Source organism: Bacillus sp. z50 (assembly GCF_058313585.1).
In genome coordinates, this window is record NZ_JBZFQL010000007.1 from 81,052 (window position 1) to 98,502 (window position 17,451).

Consider the following 17,451-nt stretch of genomic DNA (forward strand, 5'->3'; position numbering starts at 1 on the left):
ATAGGTTTGATATAATAAAAAAGACTGACGTTATGGCAGATGAAAATCGTGCCTTGCGTCAGTCTTTTTTATAAGTTAATTATTTTATTTCCATCATTGCAACAAGTTTCTTGGATAGTGCTAAAAGAATTAGACCGAAGAAAATTGCTACACCGCCGATAAGGGCGAATACTTCAAAATATCCAAGTGATTGTGTTACAGCAGCTAATTGTCCAGCAATAATGTTAGCGACACCAGAAGAAGCTAACCATACACCCATTAGCAAGGACGCTAATTTAACTGGAGCAATTCTACTTACAAGGGAAAGTCCTACTGGAGATAAGAACAATTCACCCATTGTATGAAGGAAGTATGTTACCACGATGAACATGATACTTGCTTTTTGTTGAATGCTTGCAGCATCATTACCTGTTTTGAAAATTGCAAATAACAATACGATATAACCTAAACCTAGCGTAATCATACCCATTGCCATTTTAGTTGGAACTGGGATGTCACCACGTTTGGAACTTGCAAGTTTAACCCATAATGCAGATACAATTGGTGCCAAGAGTACGATGAATAATGGGTTAAGTGATTGGAACCAGGATACTGGCACTGTCCAACCGAATACTTCACGATCTACAAAGTCTTTTGTATATAGAGTTAACGAACTTCCAGCTTGTTCAAAACCAGCCCAGAAGAAAACAACAAAGCAAGTAATGATAATGATTACCCATGTACGTTGTTTCTCACTGCGTGTTAATGGAGCATTGGATTTTTCTTTAGATTCTTTTGTTGCAGAAACTGCTGGGCGTTTACCAGCATCACCTAAATATTTGTTAGCCAATAAGTTAAATAGTAATTGACCAATGATCATACCAATTGCTGAAATTAAGAAACCATATTTGTAGCCATAGGTCATAACACCGTCAATTGTCTTAGTAAATAAGTCTTCCGAAACAAAACCGATGACTAATGGAGCAAAGAAAGCACCAACATTTATACCCATATAGAAAATTGTATAACCTGCGTCACGGCGAGATTCATTGCCTTCATATAATTGGCCAAGCAATGTGGAAATATTTGGTTTGAAGAAACCATTACCAGCGATTAATAGAGCTAAGCCAATGTATAAGAATGTTTGGCTTTGATGGGCGAACAACGCGATATTACCTAAAGCCATCAAGACCCCACCAATCGTGATGGACAGACGGTGACCTAAATAGCGGTCTGCTAACCATCCACCGACAAGCGGCGTGAAGTAAACAGCACCAGTGTAGAATCCATAGATACTGAGAGCTGTTTTATTATCAATCCCTAATCCGCCACTAACTAATTCAGTAGTTAAATAGAGGATTAAAATGGCACGCATGCCGTAATAACTAAATCTTTCCCACATTTCTGTTAGGAATAAAAGATATAATCCAGGAGGATGCTTTTTCTTGCCAAGCTCCTGAGCTTGAGTGTTAACTGACATCTTTATTTCCTCTCCTTATTTCATTTCCCATAAACATTATTTTAAAAAAATTTTAACTAAATAACAATAGTTTTTTTAACGCTTTAGCGAAGTAAAAAGATTCATAAATATTCAATAATTATTAATTTTTAAATAATGTTTTTACACATAGTAAGCTGAAGATATGAATATGAGAATAACTTTTTTGTATATAAATACATTGGTTTGTAAATCTATATTAACATAAATAACTATATTAAAAAAGTGTTTAATCGGATTCAGGAAAATAAAACTATTGGAAATAAATTTACAAATAAAGTATTATTAGGGAAATGGATGTGTGATATAAATAATTTGGTGTAATAGGATTACGTTTTCCTATAAAAGGGGAAATATCTAGATAAAATATAATATGGTATTTCAAAGGGGATTGGTGGAGTGTTTAAAACAGAAAACAAATTACATATTTCATCTGAAATAGGCCAACTTAAAAAAGTACTATTACATAGGCCGGGTAAAGAAATTGAGCATGTAATTCCTTCAAATATGGAGAGATTGCTATTTGATGATATTCCCTTCCTTCCCAGGATGCAATTGGAGCATGATCAATTTGCAACTGAGCTGGAAAAACGAAATGTTGAGGTCATCTATTTGGAAAGTTTGGTTAAAGAGTCATTTACTTCTCCAGAAATCAAGTTGCAGTTAATAGATACTTTTTTACGCGAAAGTAAACATCATCTTGTTGGAAGCTATGAAATGGTTAAAGAATACCTTGAATCCTTAACAGATACAGAGTTAGTCAGAAAATTAATGGAGGGTGTATTAAAAAAAGAACTGGATGATCGTAAAAAAGTTCATCTGGATGATTTTCTATCAACCTATTATCCTTTTTATATTGATCCCCTTCCAAATCTGTACTTTACAAGAGACCCTGCAGCAATCATAGGGGATGGAATGACCATTCATAAAATGTCTACAGCGGCCAGGAAAAGGGAATCTCTATTTTGGGAATTTATTATGAAACATCATCCTGATTATCAAAAACAGGATTATAAACACTGGTCCGATCGTTCCGAGCCTTTTGCAATTGAAGGAGGGGACATTCTAGTATTAAGTGATGAGGTTGTGGCCATTGGTGTAAGTGAGCGCACATCAGCACGGGCAATTGAAAGGATGGCCTTTAATCTGCTTAGTAGTTCTATGACCTATAAAAAAGTACTGGCTGTTGAGATTCCAAAAAAGCGTGCATTTATGCATTTAGATACAGTGTTTACTATGGTTGATTATGATAAGTTCACTATTCATCCGGAAATTGAAGGGACAAATGGGCAGATGAATATCTTCATTTTGGAGCTGGTAAATGAGTCTGGTATCCAAATATCAAGAAGATATAATTTAGTAGATACCTTGAAGGAAGTATTGAACTTATCGGAACTGGCCTTAATTCCATGTGGTGGGGGAGATGATATCGTTTCACCGAGAGAACAATGGAATGATGGATCCAATACACTGGCAATAGCGCCGGGAGTTGTAATTACGTATGATCGCAATCAAGTAACAAATAAGCTACTTCAAGATTTTGGAGTGGAAGTTATCGAAATCCCAAGTTCAGAGCTGTCACGTGGCAGGGGAGGTCCTCGTTGTATGAGTATGCCCCTTTTACGAACCTAACAAAAAAACAGATGTAACGGTTAAAACCGTTACATCTGTTTTTTATTATCCAGTTTCTTAGTTGAGGCTTTCTTCGGCTGTCAGATTCATAGCATCTTTAATCGCCTTATAAGTGTATCCAAGATCTGTGGCTACCGCTTCATAGGTAACATAACCGTTAAGCGTGTTAACCCCCTTAGCTAAGCCAGCATTATCCGTAATAGCTTGGATTGCTCCTTTATTTGCAATCTCAAGGGCATATGGAATAGTTACATTTGTTAAAGCTATCGTAGAGGTTCTTGGTACTGCACCTGGTATATTGGCTACGGCATAATGAATCACGCCATGTTTTGTATATGTTGGACAATCATGTGTGGTAATATGGTCGACTGTTTCAAAAATGCCGCCTTGATCGATTGCCACGTCTATAATCACTGAACCAGGAGTCATAGCTTGTACCATTGAATCTGTCACAAGCTTTGGCGCCTTAGCACCTGGTATAAGAACAGCACCAATTACCAAATCAGATTCAGCAACAGCATCAGCAATATTAAATGGATTAGAGATAATGGTAGTCACTTGGTTGCCGAAAATATCATCAAGCTCCCTTAAACGATCAGGGCTTAAATCGATAATGGTAACTTCTGCTCCTAAGCCGATGGCAATTTTGGCAGCATTCGTACCAACTACACCACCGCCAATAATGGTTACTTTTCCTCTTTTAACCCCTGGAACACCGCCTAATAAGATTCCTTTGCCGCCCTCTGGCTTTTCTAAATATTGCGCACCGAGCTGAACAGCCATCCTGCCGGCTACCTCACTCATTGGAGTTAATAAAGGCAATGATTTTCCAGATGAAACTGTTTCATAAGCGATGGAAAAAACCTCAGAATCAACTAATGCTTTTGTTAATTCTGGACAAGCAGCTAAGTGAAGGTAAGTGAATAAAATCAAACCAGGACGAAAATAAGTGTATTCCTCAGGTAGTGGTTCTTTAACTTTCATAATCATGTCTGCTTTTGTCCAAACCTCTGCTGCTGTTGGGTATATTATAGCTCCTGCAGACTCATAATCTGAATCTGTAAAGCCACTGCCCATTCCAGCTGAGGATTCAATTATGACTTTATGTCCGGCAGATACCAAAGTCAAAACGCCTGCTGGAGTTATGGCAACACGATTTTCGTTGTTTTTAATTTCTTTTGGGATTCCTATCAGCATGTTTTATCCTCCAGTCTTATCTAATGTACAATTATTATAATCCGTATTTTATCTGAATAGTATGTTAAAAACAGAAAATTTAAAAATAACGTTTTGTGATAATTCACAAAACGTTCAAAAAATTTTTGGTTATGAACTTATATATATGATTAATATTTAGCTAATTTCATTTCGATTAAGAGATGAGAGGTTATTTTATGATCCTTTAAATCATATTGGCTGATTTCTGTTATTCTTTTTAAACGGTAAGAAAGAGTATTAGGGTGTATATGCAGAGTGTTGGCAGTAAAAGCAGGATTAGAATTATTTGTTAAATAGATTTCTAACGTTTCATATAGCTGTGTTTGATGTTGTTCATCATATTTTTTTAGGATATTCAGACCGGTAGGGAGTTGTTTTGGTTGGCTGCTTCGTTTTTCACTGATTATATGGAGGTATTGATAAAGACCAAGTTCATCGTACCATTGAACATTAGTTAATTCAGCTGTATATCTTTTTTTTAAACTAATAACCTCAAGAGCTTCTAAATAGCTCTTACTGGTATCAATATAGTCAGAATATACATTTCCGCAGCCTTCCGAACAAATGGTAACGTTAAAACGTTCCTTCATATCAGCCTTAAAGGATCGAATAAAGAATGATATCAAATCCTTAGATTGATTCTTACTGGTATTCAGTAAAAGAATAAGTTTATTTTGATCTATCGTATGAAAGATAATAGATACTTTTTGTGTTGTACTGATTAAATAGACGATTTGTTTATCCAAGTCAATATCAATAGAGGATGTGAACTCAAATACAAGAATCGTATAATGTTTCGATAATGTAAATGGGAATTTAACCGAATCTGCGAGTATTTCCTTTTCAGTAGGATAATGTCCGGTTAAAAGTTTCCAAAAGAATTCCTGATAGTTGTCTTCCTGACTTTTTAAGCGCGACTGAAGAAGTAAGAGCTGATTTTTTGCTTCCTTTGCTGCAAATGCCAGTATGGATAGTTTTTCATCCGTGATGGCAGTATCCGATTCAAGAGCCCAAATAAACCCCAGAATCTCATCATTTTTACGTATTGAAACAGCAATTCTTTTACCAAGTCCCACATCATCAAGGGGGTCAACAATAATAGGCTTATCATTTTGAAGTAGGAAGGGAATTATTCCTTTTTTCCACAGAGCATTAATTACTTTTTCAGGTACACGTCTGCCCATAATGGTTAGAATACGGGCTTGATCGGTAACATTGGTATGAGCACTATATGCCAGCAATTGATGATTGGCATCCTCGATGGTGATTGGATAGTTGATTAAAGAACTGATTCGATCAGCAAATTCATGCAGGCTACCATATAATCCTTTAAAAAAATCCTTGGAATAGTACTGATTCTCCATTGAAAGACTCCTTACCGAAAATGGTTGTTGCTTCCATTATACAAGAAATATCCATATGATATGATGATTCAATACAAAACAAAAAAGAGATTGGAGGGGATTACGAACGTAATACTCTCCAATCTCTTTCTATATTAATAAATTTCTATTTAAAAAAAGAAATTTAAACTAAGATAAATCAAACCAGCTAATGCTGCCGAAATAGGCATCGTAATAACCCAGGTTATGACCATTTTCTTGGCTGTACTCCATTTAACACCTTTTACACGGTGGGAAGCACCTACACCCATAATAGATGATGAAATAACATGAGTGGTACTTACAGGAAGATGAATAAAGGTAGCTCCAAAGATAATAGCTGCAGAGGTTATGTCAGCTGCTACACCGTTAACAGGACGAATCTTCATAATGTTTCCGCCGACTGTTTTAATAATTCTCCAACCGCCTATAGACGTTCCAAGCCCCATTGCGGCAGCACAGGATATCTGTACCCATAAAGGAATGTCAGTAGATGACGTAAAGCCATTTGCGATTAAAGCAAGGGTGATAATCCCCATTGCCTTTTGGGCATCATTTGTTCCGTGAGAGTATGCCTGCAAAGCAGCAGTACCAATTTGAATGAAACGGAAATTCTTATTGGTCTTTGTTAAATTATTATTTTTAAAAATTACTTTAAAGATACTGTAAACAATATAACCAGCAACAAAGGCAATAACTGGCGAGAATAATAAAGCATAGATAATTTTTAGGAATCCGTCGAAGTGTATCGCACCAAATCCAGCTGCTGCAATTGCAGCCCCGGCAATAGAACCGATAATGGCATGTGATGAACTACTCGGAATACCGTAATACCAAGTGATTAAATTCCAGGCAATCGCTGAGATTAAAGCTGCCATAATAACAATTGAACCATTTTCCAGTGTAAATGGGTCAACAATATCCTTCGTGATTGTTTTTGCCACACCAGTAAAAGTCATGGCTCCAACAAAGTTCATAATGGCTGCCATTAAAATGGCATGCCTAGGTTTTAATGCTTTTGTTGACACAGCTGTTGCGATTGCATTGGCTGTGTCATGAAACCCATTGATGAAATCAAAGGATAGGGCCAATATTACAATCAATACTGTAATTAAAAGTAATGTATCCATAATTGTTTAAGAACCTTTCATCAAGCGTTTTTCATAACGATTGTTTCTAATGTATTCGCCACAGACTGACAATAATCCGCAATTTCTTCTAGGTTCTCGTAGATTTCTTTATATTGAATAATACGGATTGGATCTTTTTCCACAAGGAAAAGATGTTTAACAGATTGACGATGCAGAGTATCACAATCAGATTCATGTTCTTTTATTTTAATTGCAATAGGACGAATGTCATTTAATTTTTTAGTCATTAGTAATTCTACAGCGCGGTCAATTTCATGAGCGGCATTGCGAATTTCATCGACAAATTTCAACATATATTCATTTGCATTGACAATAGAGTACATTTCAAAGAGCGCAGAACAATGCTCAAGACCATCGAGAACATCATCCATTGTCATGGCAAGCATCAATATATCTTCACGCTCAATCGGTGTGATAAAAGCATTATTAAGCTCTTTGATCACTTCATGTACATAATCATCTCCAGTTGTTTCATATTGCTTCATTGTGTCGGAGAAGATTTTTAAATCGCTGATATTTTTTAATTTATAATCTGCGAAGTAATCAGAGCTTTCTTTTAAATTCGACGAAATATTTAAAAGCATAACCGCAAATTTATCTTTCTTTGATTTGAATACCATAGTGACCTCCACTTTCGGAAAATAATAATAATAATTAAGATTAACAATGCAAAATTAATTCTAAACCTTTTATTTAGACATGAAAAGAAAAAACCTTTCTTTAGAGGTAATATTTACATAAAAGCGTATACAACTTATTTAATATTTACGTTATATTTACAAAGCTGTAATATTTAGAAATAGAATTTACAAAATAATAACAAGCAGAATGATTTCAGTTCTGAATTACTTTCCGATTTAACTAACTCATTGTAGGGGGAAAAGGCTGGTATTATTGACAATTCAGTTGGAATAAAAGATAAGTTATATCACCTTGGACTTTAAGGAGATATGAGTGTATAGTACCCAAATTAGGGACATTTAAGTTATTCAGATATGTAGTCTGTAAGCGTGGTCTGCGAAACAAGATATACATTGTAAGATTTAATTAAAAAAGAAAGCCCCCAATTCTTTAGGAATTGGAGGCTTTTAGCTTACTCTTCGCTCTTCGTTGATGTAGTTTCACCATCAGCAGCGTTAATATTATAGTTGTATTTTGATGGGTCTACAGGTTTGAAACCTTCTGGAGTATAGAATCTGAGTAAATCTCCGTAAATAATTTTATCGGACATAGCGAGCATGGTTGAGGCATATTCGCCCATTTGAGCATACTCTTCAGTTTCTTCAATAAGTGTTCCAGTGGAATCATAGTACTTGCCATCAATATATTTTACATTCGGACTCATAAAGTTACCATTTCTAAAAGGTACTATTTCAGTATGGTCTTCTGATAGTAAATCAGTTCCAAGTTGAATGTAATTCTTTGAATCAACACCTAGTAAGTGTAAAAGTGTAGGAAGTAAATCGATCTGCCCACCATACTGATGTTGGACGCCGCCTTCCATACCAGGAACTCGAATAATTAATGGTACTTCTTGAAGTTCGGCTGAGTCATACTTAGTAATTTCCTCTTTATTGAGTACTTGTGCCATCGCTTCATTATGGTTATCAGATATACCATAGTGATCGCCATAAAATACAAGGACAGAACGATCATAAAGACCTGTTTCTTTTAAATAATTCACGAATTCTTCCACTGATTCATCCAAATAACGAGCCGTTTGGAAATAACGGTCTACAGATCCATCACCTGTAGTTGCTGCTTCAATAGTAGCATCCTCTTCAGAAATTGGATAAGGGAAGTGGTGAGATACTGTTATGAACTTTGTATAGAACGGTTCTGGTAAGGATTCAAGTAAAGGCTTAGACTGCTCGAAGAACGGTTTGTCTTTTAAGCCATAGTTTAATACATCTTCATCCTTCATGTCATAATAGCTGGCGTCAAAGAAGTTTTGAACACCCCAATGTTTATAAACTTCATCACGGTTCCAGAATGATTTATAGTTACCGTGGAATACAGCAGAGGAATACCCTTTTTCTTGTTCAAGGATAGAAGCAGCTGACTGATACGTATTATTACCATTTGTAGTCATTGCCGAACCTTGAGATAGGCCAAACAAGGAGTTTTCTAGCAGCATCTCTGAGTCAGATGTTTTTCCTTGCCCTGTTTGGTGATAAAAATTATCAAAGTAAAGTGTATTCTTATCTTTTGTAAGCGAGTTGATAAAAGGTGTTACTTCTTCTCCATGCAGCTTGTAATCAATCAGGAAGTTTTGGAAGGATTCTAAATGAATATAAATCACATTCATTCCTTCAGCCGCTCCAAAGTACTTTTTATTTGGTTCTGCATAGTTTGCCTGTACAAAGTTTTGAACCTCTGTTAGGTCACTGGAATCAGCTGACGCTTTTTGGGCATTCACCTTCATCGTTTTTAATCCATCATAAATTGTGTAATTGTAGGTTCCCAGATATTTGACCAAGTAGTTACGGTCGAATGTTCTAGTTAATAACTGAGGACGGTCAATCTCGGCTAATACAACATTTAATACAAGCATTCCTACACCAAATGCGAAAACTGCCCCTGTTTTACGGAATTTCAAGCGGCCTTCACTTGGTTGGAATTTCTTATAAACGATGAATAAAATAAGAATGATTGTATCAAGGAAATACAGTGGATCATAAATGCGTAAAAGCTCCATTACACTTCCGAGCAATCCACCGCCATCGCCCACATTGAGATTTTCTGTCTGCTTTAATGTTTGCCATGTAATAAAGTCGTTAAAGAATCGATAATAAACGATATTGGCATACTGTACAAAGGATAGAATAATGTTTATAAAAACTAACCATTTAAATGCACGTTTGCCCTTTGCTAATAAAGCAAGACTGAAGAAAATAACGGCTGAACTGATTGGATTAATGAAAAGTAAAAATTCTTGCATCGTATTCGTGATACCAAGATCAAATTCTACTATATAACTTGTATAGATTTTAATCCAAAAGAGAACAACAGCGACTATAAGGAAACCAACAGGTCCACTTAAGCTCTTCTTCGCTTTGCTCGTAAATGCACTCATTGTTTCACCTCAATATTTAATTTTAGATTTATTAGTAGTTTCAAATTTTTATGCTTATTTTTTGTCTGACTCCAAAAGGGATAACAATATTGAATTATAAACTGAATCTGGAAAAAGTCAAATGGAATCCTTTCGACAAAATACCAATGAATCCCTGATATATAAGGATTTTATATTTTGATTCAGGCTAAGTTTTTATATGGTTTTATTGACAATTCGAGGTGAGCTTAATCAACTGTTTCTAGTCAGAGGTGTGTCTATATAAAAATGGAAAAGTATTCTATGATTTAGATATTTTCAAATGGCGGGTTAATAGCCAGTTCTGTATTGTATGCTCTAGGTCTGGAACGAGAACAAGCTATGCAAAACAAATTTATATAGACATTTTCTTTTAAAGATTGGAGTCATAAATAATTTGCAAAGTGGATTCTTTCATCTAAAGGTAATTACTCGGATTACTTAAATACAAAAGAAGTTTACATCCATTATATATCGAAAATATTATCAAAACCATTTGTATGATCCTCTTATCTATATAGTAAGGTTAACCATACTAAACCAAAAATATTATTACAGCAGATTTATCTATCTAAATTAAAAATTAAATCTCTATTGGAAGATAAACCCTATAATGATCCATTATATAGTATAAAAATCTTTATAAACAGATTCTTTGGACTTGTTTTCCTATCTTATTAGCGGATTTAAATATGCTCATAATCAGACCCAATACAAGATTTAAACCGTTTAATCAACTTTTCTATAGTATTTGTTAGTTATTGATTAGTACGCAATAAAAAGCAAGAATTATTATTACCCTTAGTAACGAACGTTTAATCGTCTAAATAAATTTAATATAAATAATGGACATAGATGTTTATTATAAAAATGAACGGGAATGTATAGAGTATTAACGGCGCCGTTGAATAAAACAAAACAGTCCATAATTGGTCTGAATAAGAAATTATTTGTGAGTAACCACAGATCTTGTTAAGTAAACATCTGAATAAACTTTTTTACAATCAGATTAGGGATAAACTTGAGTCTGTTGGCTACTCTATATATTGAAATATGTTTTGAAGTTATAACGCAATTATCCCTAATCAGGTAACTGACATAGTCAGGCCAATTGAACAAATAAAAGGAGGAAAATAACATGAGTTTTATTATATCATTAATCGTAGGTGGAATTTTAGGTTGGGTTGCAAGTTTAATCGTAGGTAAAGATGTACCAGGTGGTATTATCGGTAACATTATTGCAGGTATTATTGGTTCTTGGTTAGGTACAGCTATTTTTGGAGATATGGGACCAACAGTTGCAGGATATGCAATTATACCGGCATTAATCGGTGCGATTATTTTAATCTTCATCGTAAGCATGATTATGAAAGCTGTAAGAAAAACAGCCTAACTATCAATTGAAAATCTTACTATAGCTTAAAAAGTAAAAGACAAATCCTTTCTGCCATAGGTAGTAAAGGATTTGTCTTTTTTTGCATTATTATTTCGAAGGAAATCTTCTATATAAATGGAATTTCGCTTTCGACCGATAATTCTTCTCCTGTAAGCGGCTGTATAAACTCTAATTTGTATGCATGAAGGGCCTGTCTATTGAGAGAGGCACTTTTTGTTCCTCCATATAAGGTATCACCAATAAGCGGATGGCCAATAGAGCTCATATGGACTCGTATTTGATGAGTACGGCCAGTTTCCAATATACAGGCTACAAGAGATTGATTTTTAGATTTAAATCTTTGTAAAACTTTATATTTTGTTACTGCATGTTTACCGGAAGTGGATACTCGCATTCTCCCTGATGTATGCCGGTCTCTGGCAATCGGAGCATTTATGGTACCTTGCTCTTTTTTTACGATTCCCTGAACTAGGGCTGCATAAGTTCTTTTTATTTTCCCTTGACTCAAAGCCTGATCCAGTATCGCTCCTGCATAAGCATGCTTAGCAAAGAGAATGGCACCCGAAGTATCCTTATCTAAGCGATGGATATGGCGAGGCTTAATTTTATTATTATCAATATATGCGGTGACAGCATTCATTAAGGAATGGTTATCATTTTCTGAGATTGGATGTGTATTAAGAAATGGTGGTTTGTTCACGACCATAATATCATCATCCTCATAAAGGATATCTAATTTCATTTTTAATGGTACTAACACATTTAAATCTTCTGCATAAATGGGTATATACATAATAGAAGAAGATTCTATTTTAGTTGACCAGGAAATCACCTCACCATTTAATAAAACGATTTTTTCCATTCGCCATTGATGTAACATTTTCTTTGGTATATGCAGGTGATCTCTTAAAATAATTTCTACTGATTTTCCTATCCAGTCAGGAGGGCAGGTAATTAGAGCATATGGACCTGATTTAATTACGTTTAACATGTAAATACCTCGTTTTTAGCAAAGTTAATTAGTATTATCAATACATTATCATGTGCTATCCTATAAATGCCAATAGAGGAAGATTGCAGAAAGTGAGGGTGATCAATATGAAAATTGTAGAAGGCTCTCTTCATTTACAGGATATAGAAATAGATAAGGCTGTAGAGAAATTTTATTTAGAACTGTTCCCAATGTACTTTACTAAAGAACAAATTGATTTGTTCACTTTAAATGAAGTACTGTCTGTACCAGGTTCAAATTCTCATATCGGTACGTTAAAAGGTGCCTTTCAAGCATTATCCTGTATACAAACCTTGATGATCATTCTAGAAAATCGAAGTGAAGATTCCAAGGCTGTTGAATTATTTAATCACAATGCACGGCTCTTGAATGAACTTGGTATCTTTTTTCCTTTTGAGCATAAACACTTTTTTAGTGAGGATAGACAGATTGAGCTTCCATTGTACCAAACAAAAGCAGCAAACACCTATTTAATTTAAAGAAACACGCCGAGCAGTGCCCGGCGTGTTTTTTATAAATTGTCAAACCACTGTTTAAATTCTTCAGCGGTATGTTCTCCCGAAATACGGCTTGTTTCTTTACCATTTTTATAATGGATAAGAGTCGGTGTCCCTGATCCTTCAATTTCGTCCCAGCCTTGCTCAAACTCCAGCACATTATATTGATAAATATGCTCGTCCAATTCTTCTGCTACGGGCATTAGAATTGGAGTGGTTTTTACACAATGTGAACATTCAGGACTGAAATAATAAACAGTCATCGCTTCTTCTTTTTCAAGCTTTTCATCTAATTCATCCGGTGTAATGATGTTTTGATACAGTGGATCATCTAATTGATCAACAGTGGCAGGTCTTAAATTTTCTTTTCCATATGGATTAATACCTGACGTTTTTTCTGTTTGCTGTTTATTAGATAAATACGCTATTGCAGCAAAAATTAAAACAACCGCTGCGACGAAAATAATGACTTTCTTCATTTTGTTTCCCCCTTTGTCACTTAAATATATACAAGCTGCATACAAATATGATGATAAAAGCAATTAATGCAAGCATTGGTATAGTTATGAAGCCAAGCCAGTTAATATAGTCGCCTGTACACGGAATTCGGCCGCATGTAACAGCACGATCCGTAAAAAACGGTACCTTCTGAATAAGCACGTGATAGGTTGAAATGCACGCTCCGATGGCAGATAAAATCATTGTATAAAAAGCAATATGATAATCTTTTTTCCAGATTGCCAGCACAAGGATTACAGTAAAAGGATACATCACAATTCGCTGATACCAACATAAAACACATGGCTCATAGCCTTTTATTTCTGAAAAATACAGACTGCCGGCCATCGCTATAAAGGCTGCAGCAAATGCCAGAAAAAGGGCGTTGTCACGATTTATAATTTTCTTTTGCATGAAAATTCCCCCTTTTCATTTTATTTCCTACATTAAAATTATAGTATGTTATCATAATATTGTAAAAAGAAATCGCTTACCAACACATAATTGGAGTATATTGGCTTTAAGGCTCATAGCAGAGCAGTAGGGATTAGATTTTTAGTATTCATACCAATGTACACATCGTTAGGAAGGTGCTGAATAATGAAGAAACAGTGGTGGAAAGAAGCAGTTGTTTATCAAATTTACCCACGAAGCTTTATGGATTCCAATGGAGATGGAGTGGGTGATATTCAGGGAATCGTCTCACGCCTGGACTATTTAAAAGAGCTTGGTATAGATGTAGTCTGGCTTTCTCCGGTATATAAGTCACCAAATGATGATAACGGTTACGATATTAGTGATTATCGCGATATTATGAATGAGTTTGGAACCATGCAGGATTGGGAAATGATGCTTGAGGAAATGCATAAAAGAGGCATAAGGCTTGTGATGGACCTTGTCGTCAATCATTCATCTGATGAACATGCATGGTTTATGGAGTCGAAAAAATCTAAAGACAATCCCTATAGAGATTATTACATATGGCGTCCAGGTAAAGATGGAAAAGAGCCGAATAACTGGGAATCCTTTTTTAGTGGATCAGCTTGGCAATATAATGAAGAAACTGATGATTATTACTTACATTTATTCTCTAAAAAACAGCCGGATCTTAACTGGGAAAATGAAAAGGTTCGTAAAGAAGTATATGATCTCATGAAGTTTTGGCTTGATAAAGGGGTAGATGGATTCCGAATGGATGTAATCAATCTAATTTCCAAGGACCCTTCTCTTCCTGATGGTCCGGTTGTGGAAGGCAAAGATTATGCATCTGGTGCGGATTATTATATGAACGGCCCTAAAATACATGAGTATTTACAGGAAATGAATAAAGAGATGCTTTCGCATTACGATGTCATGTCTGTTGGAGAAACCCCTGGTGTAACACCAAATGAAGGTATTTTATATACGGGTGAAGATCGTCATGAGTTAGATATGATTTTTCAATTTGAACATATGGACGTAGATTCCGGTCCATCAGGAAAATGGGACGTTAAGCCCCTGGACTTGGTGAAATTAAAAAAAATCTTATCAAAATGGCAAACAGAACTCCATGGAAAAGGGTGGAATAGCCTTTATTGGAATAATCATGACCAGCCAAGAATCGTTTCCCGTTTTGGAGATGATGGCACATATCGTATAGAATCTGCCAAAATGTTGGGTACATGTTTGCATTTCCTGCAGGGTACTCCTTATATATATCAAGGTGAGGAAATCGGAATGACAAATGTACAATTTCCTGATATTGAGTATTACCGGGATATCGAGAGTATAAATATGTACAATGAAAAAATAGAAAAAGGCATGGAGCCAGAGCAGATCATGAAGGGTATTTTTGCAAAAGGCCGTGACAATGCACGTACCCCAATGCAGTGGGATAACTCTGAGCAAGCTGGTTTTTCAACCGGGAAACCGTGGATTAACGTAAATCCAAACTATGTGGATATAAACGCTAAGAATGCATTAAAGGATTCCGATTCGATTTTCTACTATTATAAGAAGCTAATCGCCCTGCGTAAGGAAATGCGGATTATAGTAGAAGGAAGTTTTGAATTGATTGAAGCAGAACACGAATATGTCTTTGCCTATATGAGACATCTTGATAATCAAACATTGCTTGTGTTAACCAACTTTACAGGTGGGGAACAATCAGTAGCTTGGCCGGATAGTGTAAAAGATTATCATGGACGAAAGATAATAAGTAATTACTCTGATCGTATTATGCAAGAAACTGCTGCTGAGACAATTTTGAGACCATGGGAAGCTATTGTTTATTTAATAGAAAGATAAAGCACTAATGAGCTGTTAGAGATAAAGCCAACAGCTTTTCTTTATGTGACGGCAGCTGTATCGAGTTTTCTTTCCATTTGGTCTTGGCTATTGTTTAAAAAAATAGATAAATGGGAAAAAACAGAGGATAGAGAGAATGGGTATGAAAAAGGAGTGTCGTGTCCGTGACAGAGGAATTGGATTTAACTAAATATGAACATAAAATGGAAATTAGGCGAATGGAGATCCGCGATATAGATGATATTATGGAGCTTCAAAAGCTTTGTTTTCCCGGGATGGATCCGTGGAAACGCGAGCATTTGGAAAGCCATTTATCCATTTTTCCGGAAGGACAATTTGTAGCAGAATTAAATGATGAAGTGATTGGTTCATGCTCTAGTTTAATCATTAATTTTGATGAATATGATGATCGTCATACTTGGTCTGAAATAACAGATGACGGATATATCACCAACCATAATTCTGATGGTTTAAATCTTTATGGAATTGAAGTTATGGTCCATCCTAAGTATAGAAAAATGAAGGTTGGGCATCGTTTGTATGAAGAACGTAAGGAATTAGCCCGTAAATTAAATCTAAAAAGTATTATTATTGGTGGAAGGATTCCAAACTACCATAAATATGCAGATCAAATGACTGCACGTGAATATGTGGAAGAAGTACGCTTACATAAAATATATGATCCGGTCTTATCCTTCCAATTTCTGAATGAATTTACGCTCACACGTATTAATCAAAATTATTTGGAGGATGACCGAGCATCAGGAAAATATGCAACACTGATGGAATGGAATAATGTAGATTATCGTCCTAAATCTAAACGGTATTATAAAACCGCATATCCTGTCCGAATATGTGTTGTGCAATATATGATGAGAAAGATCAACTCATTCGAGGATTTCGCGAATCAAGTTGAATACTTTGTTGATGTGGCAGCGGATGCAGATTCTGATTTTGTGGTATTTCCAGAAATTTTAACCTCTCAATTGATGTCCTTTTTAGATGAAAAGGTTCCAAGTAAGGCAGTGCGAAAAGTGACAGATTTTACAGAGCAATATATTGAGTTGTTTACAAACTTGGCGGTCCGCTATAATGTAAATATTATTGGCGGTTCCCATTTTGTGAAAGAAGAGGATGATAATATTTATAATATTGCTTATCTCTTTAGGAGAGATGGAACAATCGAGAAGCAATATAAACTCCATATTACACCGAATGAGAAAAAGTGGTGGGGGATTAATGAAGGTGATGAGGTAAATGTATTCGATACAGATTGCGGAAAAATCTCCATGCTGATTTGCTATGATATAGAGTTTCCTGAATTATCTAGGATCGCAACAGATAAAGGAGCAAATATTATTTTCACTCCATTCTGTACAGAAGATCGACAGGGATATTTACGGGTTAGATACTGTGCTCAGGCACGTGCAGTCGAAAATCAGGTATACACCGTCATATCTGGAACAGTAGGCAATCTGCCGCAAACAGAAAATATGGACATTCAATATGCGCAATCGGCGATCTTTACCCCCTCTGATTTTGAATATCCGCGTGATGGCATTGTGGGAGAAACGAATGCTAATATAGAAATGGTGCTGATTGGAGATGTCGACCTTGAAATTTTGCGACGTCAAAGATTATCCGGGACCGTACGCCAACTAAAGGATCGGAGAAGGGATTTATATGAACTTCATTACAAAAAGTATTGATTGGTAAATATTTCTCTAAAGATATTCCTTGAAAATATTCAAGAAATATTAAATATTTAGTAAAATAAAGAAGATCTTATTTAGTTAGCAATTTATTTA

14 protein-coding genes are annotated in these 17,451 nt (G+C 35.4%); 5 read left to right on the plus strand and 9 right to left on the minus strand.

Translation table 11 applies throughout. From position 1 onward, the window contains the following. Window positions 1-79 precede the first annotated feature (79 nt). Window positions 80-1,459, minus strand: coding sequence for a peptide MFS transporter (locus AC4G3N_RS17210; protein WP_077247996.1), 1,380 nt, complete (start codon window positions 1,457-1,459; stop codon window positions 80-82). 417 nt (window positions 1,460-1,876) lie between these two features. Between AC4G3N_RS17210 and arcA the strand changes: the two genes are divergently transcribed. Beyond that, complete coding sequence (gene arcA / locus AC4G3N_RS17215; RefSeq protein ID WP_066102748.1) at window positions 1,877-3,109, plus strand: arginine deiminase; 1,233 nt, start codon at window positions 1,877-1,879, stop codon at window positions 3,107-3,109. 57 nt (window positions 3,110-3,166) lie between these two features. On the opposite strand, the gene ald is transcribed toward arcA, so the two are convergent. The 5 genes from ald to ltaS form a co-directional block, all read right to left on the minus strand. Beyond that, window positions 3,167-4,306, minus strand: coding sequence for an alanine dehydrogenase (gene ald, locus AC4G3N_RS17220; RefSeq protein WP_491090792.1), 1,140 nt, complete (start codon window positions 4,304-4,306; stop codon window positions 3,167-3,169). Window positions 4,307-4,455: 149 nt separating this feature from the next. Next, on the minus strand, window positions 4,456-5,691 hold the full coding sequence (locus AC4G3N_RS17225; protein ID WP_066102742.1) for a PucR family transcriptional regulator: 1,236 nt from the start codon (window positions 5,689-5,691) through the stop codon (window positions 4,456-4,458). 149 nt (window positions 5,692-5,840) lie between these two features. Then, a complete protein-coding gene (locus AC4G3N_RS17230; protein WP_066102739.1) occupies window positions 5,841-6,839 on the minus strand; it encodes an inorganic phosphate transporter in 999 nt (332 codons plus the stop codon). Between the two features lie 20 nt (window positions 6,840-6,859). Further along, complete coding sequence (locus AC4G3N_RS17235) at window positions 6,860-7,480, minus strand: DUF47 domain-containing protein (protein WP_066102736.1); 621 nt, start codon at window positions 7,478-7,480, stop codon at window positions 6,860-6,862. 473 nt (window positions 7,481-7,953) lie between these two features. Continuing rightward, a complete protein-coding gene (gene ltaS / locus AC4G3N_RS17240) occupies window positions 7,954-9,936 on the minus strand; it encodes a lipoteichoic acid synthase (protein ID WP_066102731.1) in 1,983 nt (660 codons plus the stop codon). A gap of 1,156 nt (window positions 9,937-11,092) precedes the next feature. On the opposite strand from ltaS, the gene AC4G3N_RS17245 reads away from it, so the two are divergent. Next, window positions 11,093-11,347: a GlsB/YeaQ/YmgE family stress response membrane protein gene (locus AC4G3N_RS17245; RefSeq protein ID WP_066102728.1), complete on the plus strand. Its 255-nt coding sequence runs from the start codon at window positions 11,093-11,095 to the stop codon at window positions 11,345-11,347. A gap of 109 nt (window positions 11,348-11,456) precedes the next feature. Here AC4G3N_RS17245 and AC4G3N_RS17250 read toward each other — a convergent pair whose 3' ends face one another. Next, window positions 11,457-12,341, minus strand: coding sequence for an RluA family pseudouridine synthase (locus AC4G3N_RS17250; RefSeq protein WP_066102726.1), 885 nt, complete (start codon window positions 12,339-12,341; stop codon window positions 11,457-11,459). Window positions 12,342-12,448: 107 nt separating this feature from the next. On the opposite strand from AC4G3N_RS17250, the gene AC4G3N_RS17255 reads away from it, so the two are divergent. Then, window positions 12,449-12,841 (plus strand): DUF5365 family protein, encoded by a 393-nt coding sequence (locus AC4G3N_RS17255; RefSeq protein WP_066102723.1) that lies wholly within the window; start codon window positions 12,449-12,451, stop codon window positions 12,839-12,841. A 32-nt stretch (window positions 12,842-12,873) separates the two neighbouring features. On the opposite strand, the gene AC4G3N_RS17260 is transcribed toward AC4G3N_RS17255, so the two are convergent. After that, the gene (locus tag AC4G3N_RS17260; protein WP_066102720.1) at window positions 12,874-13,338 is read right to left on the minus strand and encodes a thioredoxin family protein; all 465 of its coding nucleotides are present in this window, start codon (window positions 13,336-13,338) and stop codon (window positions 12,874-12,876) included. A gap of 16 nt (window positions 13,339-13,354) precedes the next feature. Further along, window positions 13,355-13,771 (minus strand): disulfide oxidoreductase, encoded by a 417-nt coding sequence (locus AC4G3N_RS17265; RefSeq protein WP_491090798.1) that lies wholly within the window; start codon window positions 13,769-13,771, stop codon window positions 13,355-13,357. A gap of 186 nt (window positions 13,772-13,957) precedes the next feature. On the opposite strand from AC4G3N_RS17265, the gene AC4G3N_RS17270 reads away from it, so the two are divergent. Beyond that, on the plus strand, window positions 13,958-15,643 hold the full coding sequence (locus tag AC4G3N_RS17270) for a glycoside hydrolase family 13 protein (RefSeq protein ID WP_491090800.1): 1,686 nt from the start codon (window positions 13,958-13,960) through the stop codon (window positions 15,641-15,643). 164 nt (window positions 15,644-15,807) lie between these two features. After that, the gene (locus tag AC4G3N_RS17275) at window positions 15,808-17,352 is read left to right on the plus strand and encodes a bifunctional GNAT family N-acetyltransferase/carbon-nitrogen hydrolase family protein (protein ID WP_066102710.1); all 1,545 of its coding nucleotides are present in this window, start codon (window positions 15,808-15,810) and stop codon (window positions 17,350-17,352) included. Window positions 17,353-17,451: the final 99 nt, after the last annotated feature.